The sequence below is a fragment of the Paenibacillus xylanilyticus genome (assembly GCF_047246825.1).
In the GTDB taxonomy this organism is placed as follows: Bacteria; Bacillota; Bacilli; order Paenibacillales; family Paenibacillaceae; genus Paenibacillus; species Paenibacillus xylanilyticus_B.
Genome location: NZ_JBFOLB010000001.1, coordinates 2,029,459 through 2,048,039, shown reverse-complemented (window position 1 = coordinate 2,048,039; position 18,581 = coordinate 2,029,459). Strand labels below are relative to the sequence as shown.

Here is an 18,581-nt window from a genome sequence, read left to right as displayed (position 1 = left end):
TTCCCCAGTATAATGGGATGTGATGTATAGCACATTGAAAATGTTGAGGAGGATGGAAGTTTTGACAATGATTATGTATTTGCTCCATATTATCGGAGCGCTGTCGATGGGATTCTATCTGATCTTGCCGTTTGTCGTTGGTAAGATTCGCACGCTGAATGCTGCGGCACAAGAAGGCGCATTTACGTCGGTTCGTTCATTGAACCGTTTTGCCCAGTATGGATTGGTTATCCAGCTTCTCACAGGGGGGTACCTGATGACGAAGGGGGAATATTCCTACCTTTGGATGGGTGTAGTGGTTGTTTTATTGCTCGCAATCGCTGCCATTGGGGGCATTATGGGTAAACCGCTGCGGTTGGCTGCAGAAGGTGTGAAAAGCAACCGTGACGTGAGCCCTGAGCAAAGCAAGATCCGCACGTTTAGTACAGTGCTGGCTGTGCTACTGCTCATCATGATTTATCTTATGGTTGATCGAACTGTAATCTAAGAGGTTAACGCAAGAATGCGATCTAAGGCAGGTTCTAACCTGAACTTAAAACGCTTGCAAATTGGATAGGACAAGCCCTGCTGGGTAAATAGGTCGGCATAAAAAATAGACAACCCCAAAGGGCTGTCTATTTTTTGTTTGCATTCTTTTTTAATTAGGCGAGGCTGACTGAATGAGCAAATACGGCGTTTCGGCCATTGCGTTTTGACTCGTATAGTGCACTGTCTGCATCTCGAAGCAATGACTCCAGTGAGTCCGTAACACCACTGTATTGGGCAACGCCGAAGCTTGATGTAATGGGTATAAGAGTGCCTTCCACATCAAGCGGATCGTTCAGCAATGCCACACGTAACTGCTCGGCTAATCGCTTACCCTCCTGAAGAGTGGCATTCGGGAGTGCGATGACAAATTCCTCTCCGCCATACCGGGCAAACAGCATTTCGGAATTCAGATAACGATTACATACAGAAACGACATGAACAATCGCCTGATCGCCAACATCGTGTCCGTAGGTATCGTTTATTCGTTTGAAATAATCAATATCAAATAAAATAAAGGATGCAGGCTGATGATTAAGCTGAGCCTCGTTCAGCATTTCCCGGCCTTTATGCAGAAAATGCGTTCGATTGTATATTTTGGTCAGACCATCGAAATAAGCGAGTTGCTTCAATTGTTCTTGCAGAAACCGCTGCTCCGTTATATCGATCAGCATGATCAGGCTGCCAACGGCCTCTCCATTTTTGTTGTACACATACGATGTTCTGACCTGGTAACAGACCGTCTGTCCATGCAGCTGCCAATACAGATCGGTCTGCAGGCCTTCCTTCCCGTATTCCACAGGAAAAGTCTCACCGGCAAGTGTAAGCCAGATATCATTCAGGGGCTGTCCAACCATGCTCAGCTCAAGTTCAGGCAGCATATTACGTAAGGCCTTGTTGTAATCGACCAGACGATTCGAACCATCCAGAACAATAACACCTTCGCGCATACTCTCAAAGATACTGTCTTTGGCAATAGGGACGATAGTCAAAAGACGCGAAGAGAGGATTGCCCAGATGTACATGGATGAAGTGATACACATGAGCACCGGAACGGGATCCATTCCTCCTGGCGTCAGTCCCATTAAGTAAAGAAATGCACCCGTCATCGGAATCAACTGAGAGGTAATCAATGTGAGCAGCTGACGGTGATACATTTTCTTCGTGTGTTTCCATTGCGCAATCAGGATTAGACAGGCACATAACAGACATGAAAACGTAAATGCTCCGTGAACCACATACCATTGACCAGCGGCAATATCCATCAGAGGAACAGAACTATCCGTTCGAAGCCATACTTTTTTGTAGAACAGATGGTGATAGTCATTGGTAGCAACCATAAAGAGTGTAATCGTCGGAATGATAAACAGCGCAGCAGTCGCCTTTTTCGATAAAGACTTTCCCGTGTACTGGATCATCAGGATCAAACCGAGGGAGGCCGAAAAAGGCATGCCCATGTACTCCACTACCGTCCAAAATTTCATTTGTTCCAGTGTATTGCTGGCGAGCTCAATGGCATACCCAAAGGTGTAAACGGATAATGCAGCCGTATAGAGAATAAATACTTTGGCTCTTGAAATTTCCGCTCTTCTAAAATACGTGTAGACACACAAAAAAACATTCAGAACGGCTGAAGTGGCTACAAGGGATATGTATGCATTAATGTGCGATTCCATTGTTTGATCTCCATGTCAGATTGAAAATCTGTTATTTGAAATGCCTGGTTGAACGCTGGTTTATACCGATAAAAGGAACAAAAAAACACATTTGTATACTGTACATTGTACATCAGCCCAAGCATCATAGGAATTACAAATTGAATTTAGAAACGGTGTATCTCCGAAAAAAAGTGGATTTTAATCCAATTTAATTAAATCATATTTTCTGTTTGACCTCCGAAAGAGAGTGGTAAGTAAGTATCGAGACAGCAGTAGTGGACTTGGATGATGTCAGTTACAGAGGAATAATCTGTTCTGTTCATGCCATCCTACAGAATGAGAACTTGTACAGCAATTCATTTTGAGAGGAGAATGTGAAATGTCAACCAATACACAAACGCAAAAAACGATGCCGGCACAACATCAGGATCAGCGTCCCGGAATTGAATCGGAGATGCACCCAAAGCCGGAATTCGAGAAACCGCAGTATAAGGCGGCTGACAAATTGTTGGACAAGGTTGCCCTTATTACCGGGGGTGACAGTGGAATTGGACGTGCTGTTGCCGTTACGTATGCCAAAGAGGGTGCGGATGTGGCCATTGTATACCTGAGTGAGCACAAGGATGCCGAAGAGACGAAGCGGCAAGTGGAGCAGGAAGGACGCAAGTGTATTCTGATTGCTGGGGACATTGGTGACGTCGCATTTGCCAAGAAAGCCGTTCAGCAGACGGTGGAGCAGCTGGGCAAGCTGGATATTGTGGTAAACAATGCTGCCGAGCAGCATCCGCAGCAGCAATTGGAGGATATTACGCCTGAACAGCTGGAGCGGACGTTCCGTACCAACATATTCGGGATGTTTTATGTCACACAGGCAGCCCTGCCACATCTGAAGAAAGGCAGCACGATCATCAATACGACATCCATCACAGCTTATCGCGGTAATCCGACCCTGATCGATTACTCGTCAACCAAAGGAGCAATCACATCCTTTACGCGATCCCTATCCATGAATGTAGTTGAGAAGGGTATTCGTGTAAATGCAGTAGCTCCTGGTCCAATCTGGACACCGTTGATCCCTTCAACCTTTGATGAGAAAAAGGTGAGCGAGTTTGGCGCAACTCAGCCAATGAAACGTCCCGGTCAACCGGATGAGCTGGCCCCAGCTTACGTGTATCTGGCATCGGATGATTCATCTTATGTGAGTGGACAAGTCATGCATATTAATGGCGGCGAAGTCGTAAACGGATAACACAAGTGCAGTGTTCCAAATTCAATAAATCAGGCGTATCGTTCCGGCTGCTGCTGGGCGATACGTCTTTTTGATTTTAACAATCAACCCAAAATTCTATGCTCTGTTTACAAAAGTCAGGATCAGAAATGATAGTTACATGATATTTTAAATGAATGCTCTCCTTGACCCCTGCAGCAAAGGTAGCCCAATCTTATTTCAATGGAAAAAGGATTTGTCCCGAAGGCATCTGTGATATGATAGACGGAACATAAGCATCGGGGGGATACAACATGAAGATTAGCAAACAAAATGCAGCGCACTACATATGGGGAGCACAATGTGATGGATGGCATCTCGTCCAGAACGAGGGATTAAGCATTATCCACGAGCGAATGCCGGCAGGTACAGCTGAAATACGCCATTACCATTCCGTAAGCCGCCAATTCTTCTTCATTCTTAGCGGGGTGGCTTGTATGGAACTTGATGGAATAGAGTATACTCTTGAGCCACATGAAGGAATGGAAATTCCGCCGGGTGTGCCTCATCAAATGCAAAATAATAGCTCAGAAGAAGTGGAGTTTCTGGTCGTTTCATTGCCAAGTACACGTGGCGACCGAATAGAGCTGAATGACCTGTAATTGAGATTATATAAAAAGGAAGAGATCAATGAGACCGTTTCGAGTTCGCCTCTCCATCATCATGATGATACTGATAGGTGTATCTGTCATTGTGGCTGGATATACGATGGGCAGAGTATTTAAAACGACACATACCACTGCACTGGAACAAACGATGGTGCGTGAAATCAACTTGCTGAAGGCGACGTTCCCTTTCCATGATGCAACCGATCCAAACGCAGCGGAAACCAGAAGATATTATTCTGAACGTGCAGGAGAGCTGGAGAAGCTGACCGACTCAAGGGTAACGTTCATTAATCGAGATGGAACAGTTATTGGAGATTCGGAGACGGATCCTGCTACGATGGATAATCACTCGGATCGGGAAGAGATTAAGGGTGCAGTTGGCGATGGTTATGGCCGGTCCATCCGTTACAGTGAGACCCTGGGGCAGGATATGTTATATGTGGCTCTGCCCGTGAACTCGGATCAAAGCGACATGGTCGAAGTGCCTGGTGGTGAATTCGATGGTTACATCAGATTGTCAATGAGTTTGGCTGCGGTAGACCAGGGACTGCAGCGTGGCTGGTTGATTATGTTTGTAGCGCTGGGACTGTTGTTCCTGATTGTGGCTCTGGTCAGCTACCGGGTTGCGCGAGGACTGACATCACCGATCGAGCACATTACGAAGGTGGCCCACCAGATTACCAAACTGGATTATGACGCCAGGGTAGAAGTGACGCGCAGAGATGAGATCGGACAGCTTGGACTGGCCATTAACGGGATGGCTGACAGCCTTCAAACCCAGCTGAAGACAATTAGAGACAATGAGGCACTGCTTCAGAGTGTCCTGGCGAATATGGCGGGCGGTATTGTCATGATTGATGCGGGTCAATCCATTGCACTGGTGAACCGGGAAGCGGAGCGGATGCTGGGTATTCAGGCCGAGCGTGTGACGGGTAAACCGTATATCGATCTGAAGAAACATTATGAATTGACTCGTACAATTGAAGAAAGTGTAGCTATTCAGGAACGGATGCATGAAGAAGTAAGTATATTTAATCCGGAGGAACGACTCATTCGTATTGACGGTGTTCCAATGTCAGAAGATGATGGCGGATACCGTGGGATGCTGTTCCTTTTGCAGGATGTTACAGCGATACGGAGACTGGAGTCGATGCGCAGCGAGTTTGTGGCGAATGTATCCCATGAATTGAAGACACCTGTAGCTGCGGTCAAAGGGTTTGCTGAGACGTTGCTGAGTGGCGGGGTTCAGGACAAGGAGACAGAACGATCATTCTTGCAGATCATTTATGATGAAGGTGATCGATTGAACCGGTTAATCGGGGATATTCTGGAGTTATCCAAAATTGAATCCAAACGGGCGCCGCTGCAATGTTCGCCTGTTCATGTCCACTCCTTCTTTGAGATGGTCCTGGGCACACTATCCAAAGTGGCCGAGAAGAAGCAGATTCGCCTGCAGATGCATGTTCCGGAGGAACTGTATATCGAAGCTGACGAGGATAAGATGAAACAGATTTTCATCAATCTGCTCTCCAACGGAATTAATTACACCCCAGAAGGTGGACGTGTGAAATTGCAGGTAACCGTCGAACATGGTGAGGATGAGGAACAGGTTGTGTTTGCCGTGTCTGATACCGGGATTGGCATCCCGAAGAAAGACCTGCCGCGCATTTTTGAACGTTTCTATCGGGTAGATAAAGGAAGGTCGCGCAACTCGGGTGGAACCGGGCTCGGATTGTCCATTGTAAAACATCTGGTTGAGCTGCATCACGGCAAGTTGTCCGTTGAAAGTGAACTCGGCATGGGGACAACCTTCCGGGTTATCCTTCCATTAATTCAGGATGAAGAGATCTAGGCCTCGAGAAGTGAATTGTAAAAACGAACAACTTGCTTTACACAGCGTTAACAAATAAGTGCTATGATAGATAAAGTGTTGTGGCAACAGACAACCTATAAGGAGAGAAGGGGTATCATGGCACAGCGTTTGCTTGTTATTGAAGATGAGCCTACATTATCAAGATTGCTTACGTATAACCTGACACAAGAAGGTTATGACGTTACAGCTGAGGATCATGGATCTTCAGGATATGACCGGGCAGTTTCCCAGGATTTTGATCTGATTCTGCTGGATCTGATGCTTCCAGGAATGAACGGTCTCGACATTTTAAACAAATTAAGAGTTCAGGGCGTGACTACACCCGTCATCATTCTTACGGCGAAGAACGGTGAAGCCGAAGTTGTACAGGGTCTGAAATCTGGAGCTGACGATTACATCACGAAGCCCTTCGGAGTGTCAGAGTTGCTTGCCAGAGTGGATGCCGTATTGAGACGATATTCCAATGGCGATGACTTGCCGCAGCCAGAGGACAAGGACGGTTCCCGCATTGTACTCGGTGAACTTGAGATCTATCCATTGAAGTATGAAGTGACACTGGGTGGACAATCCATCAGTCTGCGTCCGAAAGAATTCGAAGTACTGCTTTATCTGGCCAAGAAGCCAGGCGTTGTGCTTACACGGGATGACCTGATGAATGCAGTCTGGGGCTTTGATTATATCGGAGGTCAGCGCACGGTAGACGTCCATGTCAGTTCTTTGCGTAAAAAGCTGGAGCTGGATCCGGAATCTGTTCATATTGATTCCATTCGAGGTGTAGGTTATAAGCTGGTTGTAAAAAGAAAAACTCCCCATCATTCGAGTTAGCAATGATCGGGGAGTTTTATTTTACGTTCATTTTACATAAACCTAAATATTCCTTTACATAGAGGGAGTAGCATGAACTTGTCCGATTGATTCTTAGGACCTATATAACCCATCTCAGGACGGAGCTCATACGTAAAGGAGATTGCGCATTTATGCCCATGTTGCTCGAAGTGAAGCCTGACCTACCCGTAGAAGATACATATACGCATGAGGATGACACAAGCCATTTGAATCAGAAGGATGCGGATGCGGCAGATATTGCCCTCAAAAATCAGGTGTCCATCCGCGACTACTGTCGTGAGGTTCCTATGGTCGGGATACATACCACTTGTGGGGAAGCCGCAAGTATGCTGAATCAGGATCAGAGTTATCCATGTGTTGTGCTGGGTGATGATCAAAATCGCCCGCTGGGTTTATTAATGCGGGAGACATTATACCGGATACTGAATGGACGTTTTGCCGCCGACCTGTTCTACCGCAAGCCCATTTCGCATGTCGCTGATTCTTCCCCGGTTGTGGTGGATGTACATGCAGCTGCCCCAGGGATTATAGATGTAGCATTATCCCGAACGGAGCAGCACTTCTATGATTGTATCATTATAACAGAGGAGCAAAGACTGCTTGGTGTGCTTACGATGCGAGATCTCATGTCTTTGTCCAGAAGGCTTCAGCATGAGGCTGGAGAAGAGCGTGTTCACACCATTACAGAGAGCCGGCAAGAGATATCCCGGATTCATGAATCGATTACGAAACTGGTTGTGTCAGCCGGAAGTACTGGAGAAGAAGCAAAACAGATTATTCACTTGTCTGAACAGGGCGAGAGCAGTCTCATGCAAGTTAAGGCTTCCTATAACCGCGTGCATCAGCACATGGGAGGTCAACGCCAACATGCGAATGATATGCTGACTTCAATCGAAACCGGAGCCGGAATGGCACGTTCCATACGTTCTCTGGCGGATCAAAGTGCATTGCTTGCCATGAATGCATCAATTGAGGCAGCCCACGCAGGCGACTATGGACGAGGATTTCAGGTGGTAGCCAGTGAGATTCGTGCTCTGGCCAAGCAAACCCGGGAGGTTGCGGGTGATATAACTTCATTGCTTGAAGGGATCGGAGAATTAACCAGACAGACCGTTGAACTGGTTCGGGCCAGTGCGGCAGAGATCGAAGACAGCGCCTTACATGTCTCCGAAGGTGGCGAAGCATTCAGCCAGTTAAACGCCGCTGTAGAAGGCATGTCTCGCAATGCTGCCAATATTGCACAGGAAGGCAAGCAGGCTGGGGAAGTGGCCGAGTACATTCGGAGAAAACTTGAGGCCATGGTCTCTGGAGACGAAATTTAAACGAACCAAGACATCATTTACCATCTATGACCGTCCCGGGAAGGTCATAGCTTGTGAAAGATGTCTTTTTACATTCCGTTAACATGAAAGTGATACTGTTTTTACAATGAGAAGGTAGGATATTAAGGATGACCGAGAAGCTTACAATAATGATTAGCCTCCGGTCTCAACGTAAAGGGAGCTTGGTTTGTCCCTCCAGCGAAGGAGAAGTGAACATCCATGAAGGAACTCATTCACATTGAAGGACTTAATCTATACTATGATACGCACCATGCGCTTAAAAATATATCAATGGATCTGCCGGAGCGGACCGTTACTGCGTTCATCGGACCGTCAGGTTGCGGGAAATCCACGTTGCTTCGCACATTAAACCGGATGAATGACATGATTCCGGGTGTGCGTGTAGAAGGACAAGTTTTGCTCGATGGGTCGGACATTTACAGTAATGAAATCGAAGTGGAGACACTGCGCAAACGGGTAGGAATGGTGTTTCAACAGCCCAATCCGTTTCCAAAATCAATTTATGATAACGTCGCTTATGGCCCGCGTTTGCATGGTGTAACCCAGAAGGCCGAGCTGGACCAGTTGGTCGAGCAAAGTCTTGTTCACGCTGCATTGTGGGATGAAGTAAAAGATGTGCTCAAGAAATCGGCTCTTAGTTTGTCTGGTGGACAACAGCAGCGTTTGTGTATTGCACGAGCACTCGCGGTCCAGCCTGATGTGTTGCTGATGGATGAAGCAACTTCGGCCCTAGACCCAATCTCCACATTGAAGATCGAAGAATTGGTTAAGGAACTGCACAACAAGTACACGATTGTCATGGTAACCCACAACATGCACCAGGCTGCACGCGTATCGGGTAAAACTGTATTTTTCCTGAATGGAGAAGTGGTGGAGGCTGCTGAGACCGAAACGCTGTTCTCCACGCCCCAGGATTCCCGAACCGAGGATTATATATCCGGCCGGTTCGGTTAAGCAAGCTGAAGTCGAACAAACCCGGCATATCCGGAGATGATGGACAAGGGGGACGTGAAAAGCTATGATTCGCAGGAAAGAATTTGATCAGGAGCTTGAAGAGCTGCGCATTTTGCTTCGGCAAATGGGTGAGCATGTAGGAACGGCGCTGGATGGTGCTATTGAAAGTTTACGGACATTGGATGCCGAGAAAGCTCAGGTCATCATCAAGAATGATGCGAATCTGAATGCCCTGGAAGACAAAATCATGGAACTTGGTTCCAAGCTGATTATTACCCAGCAGCCAGTCGCGAAGGATCTGCGTCGCATTATTGTGGCGTTCAAAATTTCGAGTGACTTGGAGCGTATGGGTGATCTCGCCTTGGACGTTGCCAAAGTAACGCTTCGTATGGAAGGGCAGGAGCTGATTAAACCGCTTGTGGATATCCCGCGTATGGCGGAAATCGTCAAAGAGATGATTGAGGAGTCCATTGAGTCGTTCCTGAAAGAAAATACGGATCTGGCTTACAAAATGGCACAGACGGATGACCAGGTTGACCAACTGTACAGTCATATGATTGGCGATCTATACAGTTTCATGACGTCTCATCCGAATCAGGCCTCTCAGGCCATGCTGCTCATGTTGGTAGGTCGTTATATCGAACGTATAGGTGATCATGCAACCAACATTGGAGAGAGCACGGTCTATCTGGTCACAGGCAAGCGTCCGGATCTAAACCAGTAATAAACAGCAAATATTTGGAATTGGGGACTATTTGCAACGAAAATAAGGGACTTTCTCCCGGCAGCCTGCAAGATCAGGCTGTCTATGGAGAGAGTTCTTTTTTTGCTGGATGAAATGTGTAAAAAGATGTCCAATCTTTTTTGTTGTAACAGGTGTGTATGTTATCATGAGAGTAGATGTACTTGAGGGTTTGACCATACGATACGTGAGGTGCTGGAATGGAAAAGTTTATTCTCATAGATGGAAATAGCATTATCTACAGAGCATTTTTTGCAATGCCTCCTCTGACCAATTCGAAAGGTCTGCACACCAATGCAGTGTATGGCTTTACAACCATGTTACTTCGATTGCTGGAAGAGCATAAGCCGACACATGTCATGGTGGCATTTGATGCTGGTAAAGTTACCTTCCGTCACGAAGGATATCAGGAATATAAGGGCGGCCGGGAAAAAACACCACCCGAGCTGTCGGAACAGTTCCCGTTACTCAAAGAATTGCTGCAGGGACTTGGGATTGCCCAGTTTGAGCTGGCAGGGTTTGAAGCGGATGACATCATCGGAACGTTAACCAAACGCGCAGACGAGGCGGGAAGACAGGTATTGGTTGTATCGGGTGACAAGGACATGCTTCAGCTTGCCTCCGAACATGTACATATCGGACTCACGCGCAAAGGGGTAACCGAAATCGAACTGTATGACCCTGCTCAGATTCAGGAACGTTATGGCTTGACGCCATTGCAGATTATCGATCTCAAAGGTCTGATGGGCGATACTTCAGACAACATTCCGGGGATTCCTGGAGTCGGTGAGAAGACAGCACTGAAACTTCTGCATCAATTCGGTTCTGTGGAGGAAGTACTGAACGGCACAGGTGAGTTGAAGGGGAAAATGAAAGAGAAGATTGAGGCGCACGCCGAAGATGCACGGATGAGCAAACAATTGGCAACCATTCATCGCGAAGTGCCGCTCGAGCAAACTTGGGATGACATGCAGTTCGCGGGGTTAAAAGAAGAACAGGCAGGGCCAGCACTGGCCAAGCTTGAATTCAAGTCCTTGCTGGAACGCTTGTCGTTCAGCGGCACTGCAGGTTCTGAAGCAGAAGCCGTACCCGCTGCCGAGGTGGAATCCACCATTGCTACGGAAGAAACGATTGGTGAACTGTTCCAGTCGCTGGATTCCATTGACGTGCTTCATGTGGAGACTCATGGTGATAATCCGCATCAAGCAAAATTGATTGGACTTGCTGTGGGTTCGGCAGGAACATATACCTTCCTGTCTCCCGAGTTGCTTCAATCCGAAGCAGCGGCTCCGGTACGCGAATGGCTTGGCAATCCGGACAAGCCCAAACGTGGTTATGACCTGCATCGAATCGATCTTGCCCTGCACGCGCATGGTATTGAGTTCGCCGGAGCATCCTTCGATGTGCAGCTCGCAGCCTACCTGCTTGATCCCACGGAATCCAATCAGACGATTAGCGGACTGACTTCGAAGTATGGTCTGCCTTCTCTGGCTGAGGACGATACCGTTATGGGTAAAGGAGCAAAATACAAGGTACCTGATGTCGAGGTCCTGGGCGATTTCCTGTGCCGTAAGGCGGCTGCCGTGGCTGCCATCATTCCTCTTCAGGAGAAGGCACTTGAGAATGATGAGATGAACGCGCTCTTTCATGAGTTGGAGATGCCGTTATCACGAATTCTGGCTGATATGGAGAAACAGGGGATCAAGGCCAATACAGCGGATCTGCAGGCACTCGGTCGTGAGTTTGAAGAACAGATCAGCAGGCTGATGGCGGAGATCTACCAACTTTCCGGTACGGAATTCAATCTGAACTCCCCGAAACAATTGGGTGAGATTTTATTCGATAAGCTTGGCCTGCCTGTAGTGAAGAAAACCAAAACGGGCTACTCCACAGATGCTGAAGTGTTGGAGAAGCTGGCTCCGTATCATGATGTGGTACAGCTGATTCTGCAATACCGCCAGCTTGCCAAGCTGCAGTCCACTTATGTAGAGGGTCTCCTGAAAGAGATTTCGGACCGGGACGGCAAGGTGCATACGTTCTACCGTCAAACAATAGCTGCAACGGGGCGTCTCAGCAGCCAGTTTCCGAACTTGCAGAACATTCCGATTCGACTGGAAGAAGGGCGCAAAATTCGGAAGGTATTTGTTCCTTCCGAGCCCGGTTGGTCCATTTTGGCGGCAGACTATTCCCAGATTGAATTGCGTGTACTTGCCCACATCTCGGATGATGAGCGGCTGAAGGAAGCGTTTGTTCATGATATGGATATTCACACCAAGACAGCGTCTGACGTATTTGGGGTTAAGGCCGAAGAGGTGGACAGCGACATGCGTCGTTCAGCCAAGGCAGTTAACTTCGGAATCGTATATGGCATTAGTGACTACGGTTTGTCCCAAAATCTGAACATTACACGAAAAGAGGCTGCTCAATTTATCGATCAGTACTTTGAAGTTTTCCAGGGTGTTCGCCGATATATGGACGATATTGTGAAGGAAGCCCGTCAGGACGGCTTTGTCAAAACGCTGCTGGAGCGCCGTCGCTATCTGCCTGAGATCAATGCAAGCAACTTTAATCTGCGTTCCTTCGCTGAGCGTACGGCGATGAATACCCCTATCCAGGGTACAGCCGCAGATATTATCAAGCTTGCCATGGTACAGATGGATGAAGCACTGCGTGAACGTAAATTGAAGAGCCGTATGCTGCTGCAGGTGCATGACGAACTTGTATTCGAAGTGCCAGCGGATGAACTGGAGCTGATGAAGGAGCTTGTACCATCCGTTATGGAAAAAGCATTGGAGCTTTCTGTACCGCTGAAAGCGGAAGTCAGCTTCGGGGAAAACTGGTACGAAGCCAAATAGCAGGCCCCATGCGGGTTTCCGTTATTTTACAAACGTTTCTTCACAAGGATTCGACACAAGAAGGGGTCCCGCTGAAGCTCATCTTCCGTTATAATATAGGGGAGGTGAGAACATCATGCCGGAATTACCGGAAGTCGAAACAGTCAGAAGAACATTGAATCAACTTGTTGTAGGCAAGACCATTGAACGCGTAACCGTTAGCTTGCCGCGCATCATTCAGCGGCCGGACGATATAGATGCATTTGCACTGGAACTCACAGGACACACCATAACCGGCGTGGAACGAAGAGGCAAATTTTTACGGATTTTGTTGGACGGGCTGGTACTGGTCTCCCATCTGCGGATGGAAGGAAGATACGGCGTATACCAGCAGCACGAAGAAGTGGAGAAGCATACCCATGTTATCTTTCACTTCACGGACGGTACTGAATTGCGTTATAAGGATGTACGTCAGTTTGGGACCATGCATCTGTTTACTGCGGGTGAAGAACTGGTATCTAAACCCTTGCTCAAGCTTGGTTTGGAACCGTTGGATCCGGCATTTACAGTAGCAGCCTTCCGTGATGCTGTTGGCAAACGGACAACCAAAATCAAGGCTGTGTTGTTAAATCAGGCATATGTCGTTGGCATCGGGAATATTTATGTGGACGAAGCCCTTTTTCGCGCAGGTATTCACCCTGAAACCATTGCCAAGACGTTGACCGAAGCCCAATTGACGGTGCTGCACGAGGCGATTGTAGCTACGCTGCAGGATGCCGTGAATGCAGGTGGATCTTCCATCAAATCGTATGTTAATGGACAAGGTGAGATGGGCATGTTTCAGCACCAACTGAAAATCTATGGACGCAAATCCGAGCCTTGTACAACATGCGGTACATTAATTGAGAAAAGCGTTGTTGGTGGTCGCGGGACGCATTACTGTCCGAAGTGCCAACCATTAAACTAAAACCAATGAAGATACAAATTGAAATTGTCGTTTACACACTAACGGCTTGAATTTGTATCAAATGAACGAAATGATTAAACCGTAGCACCCATGGATTACTCCCTCCATATACTGATATGGCAGAAATAAGCGGGCGAATACCTACTTGAAACGGTAGGTTGAAATGAGTTCCCGCACAGGGGAGGAATCCGGGGTGCTGCATCATTTTATTTCATTGCTGGCGCTTGCTTTGGCGCTTAGTTTAGATGGTTTTGGTGTCGGGATTACATACGGGCTGCGCAGGACGAAGATCCCGCTGTTATCCATTGCTGTAATCTCCATTTGTTCGGGATTGGTCATTGCCCTGTCCATGCAGGTTGGCGTTCTACTATCCCATGTGGTATCTCCTGATGTGGCTTCGATCGTTGGTGCAGTTATTCTGATTGGTATCGGCGCGTGGTCATTGATACAGCTGATCCGAAAGCAAGGGAAGGATCGGCTTGAATCGGATGATGGGACGGAAGGAAGCGGGGTCAAAGGGCAGGCGACAGACGATAGACTGGTCAAAGGGAAAAATCAGGTGCTAGCGCTTGAGCTTGAACAATCTGAATCTGGCGGATCGCTGGAACGAATGGTGTTTACACTGGAGCTGCGGAAGTTAGGTGTCGTTATTCAAATCTTACGCAGTCCTTCCAAAGCGGATATGGACAATTCGGGCAGCATCTCTGCCCAGGAGGCGATGTGGCTGGGGATTGCTCTGTCACTGGACGCTTTCGGTGCAGGACTTGGAGCTGCTTTGCTGGGTTTTCCCACATTGTGGACTGCGCTTGTCATCGCATTGTTCAGTGGTGCATTTCTGTTACTGGGCATGAAAGTCGGATTGCGTTTTGCAGCTCTGCGCTGGATGAAGAGGCTGTCCGTGCTGCCTGCGTTGTTGTTAATGATTATGGGAATAATGAAGCTGTTATGAGGTGAAACGATGAATATTGGCTTAACCGGCGGGATCGCAACGGGAAAGAGCAGTGTTTCCGCCCTACTTGCCAGTAAGGGAGCGCTGCTGATCGATGCAGACGTGATTGCCCGGGAGGTCATGAAGCCCGGGCATCCCGTCTTAGCTGCTGCTGTAGAGCGGTTTGGACAAGCCATACTGAATGAGGATGGGACACTGGATCGGAAAAGGCTGGGAAGCATTGTGTTTCAGAATCCGGAGGAACGTAAAGCGCTTGAGGCGATTACACATCCAGCTATTCGGCAGGAGATGCGGGAGCGTGCTGCTGCATACGAGCAAGCATATCCGGACAAGCTTGTGGTATCGGATATTCCTTTATTGTTTGAATCAGGGCTGGAAAGTGGATTTGACGAGGTTATGGTTGTATATGTACCCAGATCCGTGCAGCGGGAACGATTGATGAACCGGGATGGAATGACAGGGGAACAGGCGGACGCCCGCATTAATGCACAGATGGATATTGAACATAAGAAGCAGCGTGCAGATGTGGTCATTGATAACAGCGGCTTATGGTCGGATACGGAGCAGCAGGTTATTTCATTTTTGCATCGTAAGGGTCTGATATGAAGTTACTGCGCAAGAAACGGGTACTCCTGTTGATGTTTGTTTCATTTGTATTGGTGCTGTTCCTGAATACAAACTGGATGGCGTGGTTTTATCCGATTCATTATAAGGAAGAGATTCGTGCCCAATCTCAGAGCTATGAGGTCGACCCTTTTCTTATCGCTTCCATAATTAAGGTGGAAACCAATTTTAAGACCAGCAAGGAATCCAGAAGAGGTGCCATCGGGCTGATGCAGCTGATGCCGGATACAGCAAACTGGATCATGGAGCAGGCTAAAATTCCGGGGACATCGCTGGAGGAACTTAAGCACGAACCTGAAAGGAACATCCAGCTTGGAACATGGTACCTCCGTAGCCTCTCAGAACAGTTTGACGGCAATGAGACGGCAATGATTGCCGCATATAATGCCGGACCGGGCAAAGTCAGCGGGTGGCTTAGAGATGGAGTATGGGACGGTTCCTTCGAAACGGTCAAGGATATTCCTTTTGGAGAAACCCGGCACTATGTACAACGAGTGATTTATTATTATAATCAATATGTAAAGATCTATAATACGTTCTAAAGACGGACAGCTTGCATTTGTCGCAGTAGTCAAAAGTTTTCTATCTGAATCGATTATCTTCTATATCCATGTCTGTAGCTGAATTGAAAAGCAGAAGCACAGAGCAGGCCGGTAATTCACCGGCCGCTCCATGCTCCTCTGTGTAACATATTACGATGCAGATATTATTGGTATTGACCAGCCAATTGCTGTTCTGCAATTGTTACCAGACGTTTCGTGATGTATCCACCGATCGAACCGTTCTCGTAAGAAGTCATGTTACCTTGGTATCCGTCTTGTGGGATGCTGATTCCGAGTTCTTGAGCAACTTCATATTTCAATTGCTCCAGTGCTGCGGAAGCGCGAGTTACTACCAAGTTGTTGGAGTTACCGTTGCTGTTTTGGGCCATTGCTGTTCACCTCCTCGCGGTTGGTAAAAGTATTATGTGTCTTCAATGCGATTTTCATAACTAGATGTTTCAGGGAATTTATGGTAAAAGTAAAACATGGGAAGTGATCTGAATTGAAATGTCCTTATTGCGCCTACCTAGGCACAAAGGTGCTGGATTCACGGCCAGCCAATGAATCCAAATCAATCCGCCGTCGTCGTGAATGCGAGCAGTGCAGTCGCCGCTTTACAACATTTGAAATGGTGGAAGAGACACCGCTGATCGTCATCAAGAAAGACGGCAGCCGGGAAGAGTTTAGTCGTGACAAGATTCTCCGTGGTCTGATTCGGGCTTGTGAGAAACGACCAGTCTCTGTAGAGAAGCTGGAGATGATGGTTTCCGAGGTGGAGAAGTCACTGCGCAACACAGCTGAAGCTGAAGTTGAGAGTCGTCAGATTGGTGAACTGTTGATGGAACAACTGTTTCCGGTTGATGAAGTGGCCTACGTGCGTTTTGCATCCGTGTATCGCCAATTCAAAGACATCAATATGTTCATGAAGGAATTGAAATCGTTGTTGTCCAAAGAGGATCTCGAAGATTAGAGAAGTGGATCATGGGAGAAGAGCAGTCTGAGCTTTTGACACGAGTAGCCAGTCCAGAGGTTGTTCTTCTCCAACACTTTGCGTTCTTAAAAAGATGTTGACAGCTAATGCTGCATTTTATATGATATAGGAGTCGCCTGCGAAGCAGCTGCAGAAGGACAAGCGTCTTATATATAATGTGGGGCCTTAGCTCAGCTGGGAGAGCGCATCGCTGGCAGCGATGAGGTCAGGGGTTCGATCCCCCTAGGCTCCATAGAGTATGAAAAAGCCGATCTGAAAAGATCGGCTTTTTTTGTATAAACAATCTCATTTCATACATAAAGTTTTCGCCTCATTAGCCCATTCCCTCCGCGAATGTCCCTCATACACTATAAGGTGCCTGATGTCGAATGACAGAACAACATTTGCTTGATGGGGAGAGGGATATATTGAAATCGAAAACGGCGCTTACGGGGCGAGTTATTTTTAAAGGAGATCCGGGCTATGAAGCAGCACGCAAGAACTGGGATCCTCATACCGACAGATTTCCTAAAGTATTTGTGTTTGCTCAGAAAACAAAAGATGTTTCCAATGCGATCAAATGGGCTCGGGAAAACAAGGTACCCATCCGACCAAGGAGTGGAAGACACTCCCTGGAAATTAATCTTTCACAGGTTAACGGTGGAATGGTCATCGATGTAAGTGATATGAATAGTATTAAGCTGGATAAAAAAAATGGAACGGTTGTTGTGGGGACGGGTAACCGTGTAGGAAGAATCGCAAATACGCTGGCAAGACAAGGGTTCATCGCTCCCTTCGGTGATAGCCCTACTGTCGGGATTGGTGGGATTACACTAGGTGGGGGAATTGGACCTCTCCAGCGGTCGATTGGTCTCATCAGTGATAATCTTCTTGAAGTCGAAATGGTTGATGCGAACGGGAAAGTGATTCGTGCCAACAAAAACTGTAATTCAGATCTTTTCTGGGCTTCCCGAGGGGGTGGCGGCGGTAATTTCGGAGTGTACACCAAGTACAAATTCAAAGTACATCGTGCTCCAGCTAAGGCCACCGTATTCCGCATAACTTGGCCCTGGAGCCAATTCGTAAAAGTACTCAAAGTATGGCAAAAATGGGCTCCTTCCGTTAATTTCAAATTAGGCAGTGAACTAACGATCGGACCCAAAAAGGGCGGTAATGTCAGCATGGAGGGGCTGTTCCTGGGCTCCAAAACAGAGGCCCTTCGCCTGCTAAAGCCCATCACGAGTGTTGGGACACCCACAACTTCTATCATCCGGCTATTACCGTACACTGAAGCAGTGAAGTTCTTATTACCTCCCGATCCAGTGCTAACCCAAAAATACAGCAACCAATTTTCTTCCGGATTTGGTAAGCGTCCGTTTCCGGACAAAGCGATTAAGTCCATGCGAGAATTTTTGGAGAACGTAGAAGGGGAAGATGCAGGCTTCTTCTTCCTTAACTGGGGCGGTGCAGTAAGCCGCAAGTCACCTAAGTCGACGGCATTCTACTGGCGTAAAGCGAAATTTTATGTGGAATGGAACAGTTCATGGATCAAACCATCGGAAGCCACCAAAAATATCGCCATCGTTCGTACAACACGCAAGAAATTACAACCTTATATCGTCGGGTCCTATATTAACGTTCCAGACCAGGGAATTAAAAACTCCGGACCGGTTTACTATGGAGCTAACTATGCCAGATTACGGAGAGTAAAAGCCAAATATGACCCGAAAAATGTGTTCAATAATCCACAAAGTATCACTCCGGCAGGGTACACAAGGGCTAGATAACATTTTGATTCAAATGTAGCAGCATTCCTTGCGGCCGAGAAGAAGGCGTCCCTGTTCATTATTGCGGACTTCAGTTCGGTGATCAAACATAG

The 18,581-nt window shown here is 47.4% G+C and carries 17 protein-coding genes and 1 tRNA gene; 16 read left to right on the top strand and 2 right to left on the bottom strand.

Annotated elements, in window-relative coordinates; translation table 11 throughout:
* Positions 1-61: 61 nt before the first annotated feature.
* Complete coding sequence (locus AB3N00_RS08850; protein WP_413034206.1) at positions 62-487, top strand: hypothetical protein; 426 nt, start codon at positions 62-64, stop codon at positions 485-487.
* A gap of 154 nt (positions 488-641) precedes the next feature.
* On the opposite strand, the gene AB3N00_RS08845 is transcribed toward AB3N00_RS08850, so the two are convergent.
* Positions 642-2,201: a histidine kinase N-terminal 7TM domain-containing protein gene (locus tag AB3N00_RS08845; protein ID WP_413034205.1), complete on the bottom strand. Its 1,560-nt coding sequence runs from the start codon at positions 2,199-2,201 to the stop codon at positions 642-644.
* Between the two features lie 361 nt (positions 2,202-2,562).
* On the opposite strand from AB3N00_RS08845, the gene AB3N00_RS08840 reads away from it, so the two are divergent.
* From AB3N00_RS08840 to AB3N00_RS08785, 12 genes are all read left to right on the top strand, one after another.
* On the top strand, positions 2,563-3,432 hold the full coding sequence (locus AB3N00_RS08840; RefSeq protein WP_413034204.1) for an SDR family oxidoreductase: 870 nt from the start codon (positions 2,563-2,565) through the stop codon (positions 3,430-3,432).
* Positions 3,433-3,704: 272 nt separating this feature from the next.
* The gene (locus AB3N00_RS08835) at positions 3,705-4,052 is read left to right on the top strand and encodes a cupin domain-containing protein (RefSeq protein ID WP_413034203.1); all 348 of its coding nucleotides are present in this window, start codon (positions 3,705-3,707) and stop codon (positions 4,050-4,052) included.
* A 28-nt stretch (positions 4,053-4,080) separates the two neighbouring features.
* Positions 4,081-5,910, top strand: a complete 1,830-nt coding sequence (gene pnpS, locus AB3N00_RS08830) for a two-component system histidine kinase PnpS (protein WP_413034202.1) — start codon at positions 4,081-4,083, stop codon at positions 5,908-5,910.
* A gap of 117 nt (positions 5,911-6,027) precedes the next feature.
* Positions 6,028-6,756 carry a response regulator transcription factor gene (locus AB3N00_RS08825; protein WP_413034201.1) on the top strand — a complete coding sequence of 243 codons (729 nt, stop codon included), beginning with the start codon at positions 6,028-6,030 and terminating at the stop codon, positions 6,754-6,756.
* Positions 6,757-6,908: 152 nt separating this feature from the next.
* Positions 6,909-8,099, top strand: a complete 1,191-nt coding sequence (locus AB3N00_RS08820) for a methyl-accepting chemotaxis protein (RefSeq protein ID WP_413034200.1) — start codon at positions 6,909-6,911, stop codon at positions 8,097-8,099.
* A 219-nt stretch (positions 8,100-8,318) separates the two neighbouring features.
* A complete protein-coding gene (pstB, locus tag AB3N00_RS08815; RefSeq protein ID WP_413034199.1) occupies positions 8,319-9,074 on the top strand; it encodes a phosphate ABC transporter ATP-binding protein PstB in 756 nt (251 codons plus the stop codon).
* A gap of 64 nt (positions 9,075-9,138) precedes the next feature.
* Positions 9,139-9,798 (top strand): phosphate signaling complex protein PhoU, encoded by a 660-nt coding sequence (phoU, locus tag AB3N00_RS08810; RefSeq protein ID WP_413034198.1) that lies wholly within the window; start codon positions 9,139-9,141, stop codon positions 9,796-9,798.
* 218 nt (positions 9,799-10,016) lie between these two features.
* Positions 10,017-12,671 (top strand): DNA polymerase I, encoded by a 2,655-nt coding sequence (gene polA / locus AB3N00_RS08805; RefSeq protein WP_413034197.1) that lies wholly within the window; start codon positions 10,017-10,019, stop codon positions 12,669-12,671.
* A gap of 115 nt (positions 12,672-12,786) precedes the next feature.
* Positions 12,787-13,617, top strand: coding sequence for a DNA-formamidopyrimidine glycosylase (gene mutM / locus AB3N00_RS08800; protein ID WP_413034196.1), 831 nt, complete (start codon positions 12,787-12,789; stop codon positions 13,615-13,617).
* Between the two features lie 193 nt (positions 13,618-13,810).
* Entirely contained in the window at positions 13,811-14,566 is a 756-nt protein-coding gene (locus tag AB3N00_RS08795) for a manganese efflux pump (protein WP_413034195.1), read from the top strand.
* 9 nt (positions 14,567-14,575) lie between these two features.
* On the top strand, positions 14,576-15,172 hold the full coding sequence (coaE, locus tag AB3N00_RS08790; RefSeq protein ID WP_413034194.1) for a dephospho-CoA kinase: 597 nt from the start codon (positions 14,576-14,578) through the stop codon (positions 15,170-15,172).
* Positions 15,169-15,732 (top strand): lytic transglycosylase domain-containing protein, encoded by a 564-nt coding sequence (locus tag AB3N00_RS08785; protein WP_413034193.1) that lies wholly within the window; start codon positions 15,169-15,171, stop codon positions 15,730-15,732. The genes coaE and AB3N00_RS08785 overlap by 4 nt, the downstream gene beginning before the upstream one ends.
* 164 nt (positions 15,733-15,896) lie before the next feature.
* On the opposite strand, the gene AB3N00_RS08780 is transcribed toward AB3N00_RS08785, so the two are convergent.
* A complete protein-coding gene (locus AB3N00_RS08780) occupies positions 15,897-16,121 on the bottom strand; it encodes an alpha/beta-type small acid-soluble spore protein (protein WP_095288108.1) in 225 nt (74 codons plus the stop codon).
* Between the two features lie 113 nt (positions 16,122-16,234).
* Between AB3N00_RS08780 and nrdR the strand changes: the two genes are divergently transcribed.
* The 3 genes from nrdR to AB3N00_RS08765 all read left to right on the top strand — a co-directional run bounded on the left by nrdR (position 16,235) and on the right by AB3N00_RS08765 (position 18,489).
* Entirely contained in the window at positions 16,235-16,702 is a 468-nt protein-coding gene (gene nrdR / locus AB3N00_RS08775) for a transcriptional regulator NrdR (protein WP_175399660.1), read from the top strand.
* 180 nt (positions 16,703-16,882) lie between these two features.
* Positions 16,883-16,955: transfer RNA gene (locus AB3N00_RS08770), tRNA-Ala, on the top strand.
* 175 nt (positions 16,956-17,130) lie between these two features.
* Complete coding sequence (locus AB3N00_RS08765) at positions 17,131-18,489, top strand: FAD-binding oxidoreductase (protein WP_413034192.1); 1,359 nt, start codon at positions 17,131-17,133, stop codon at positions 18,487-18,489.
* The last annotated feature ends 92 nt before the right edge of the window (positions 18,490-18,581 follow it).